The sequence below is a fragment of the Phormidium sp. CCY1219 genome, assembly GCF_055795085.1.
Genome location: NZ_JAYFEQ010000071.1, coordinates 1 through 439, shown reverse-complemented (window position 1 = coordinate 439; position 439 = coordinate 1). Strand labels below are relative to the sequence as shown.

General features: G+C 53.5%; 1 pseudogene. It reads left to right on the top strand.

The annotated features are described in order from the left end of the window. Positions 1–30: 30 nt before the first annotated feature. Positions 31–439: pseudogene (locus AC0QH1_RS00465) on the top strand (Uma2 family endonuclease); the annotation flags it as partial.

Genomic DNA, 439 nt, shown 5'->3' with positions numbered 1-439 from the left:
ATCTTATCTCCCGGAAACCGACTGAAAGAGATGAGCAAAAAACTGTTGTTCTACAATCGCTATGGCGTGGAAGAATACTATATCTACGACCCCCAAAATATAGAATTTCAGGGATTCTTGCGTGCCCCAGAAGGCTTGCAGGCACTTGACGAGATGAATGGCTGGGTGAGTCCGCGACTGGGAATCCGCTTTGAACTGAAACCCGACACCCTGGAAATTTATACCCCACCTGGCGATCGCTTCCTCACCTTTGTAGAACTCAACCAGCTCAAAGAACAAGAGCGCCAGCGCGCCGAACAAGAGCGCCAACGCGCCGAACAAGAGCGCCAACGCGCCGAACAAGCGTCTCAACGCGCCGAACAAGCAGAGGCGCAACTGCAAGAAGAACAGCAGCGCTATCAGGCTCTCATCGAGCAACTGCGCGCGCGAGGCATGGATC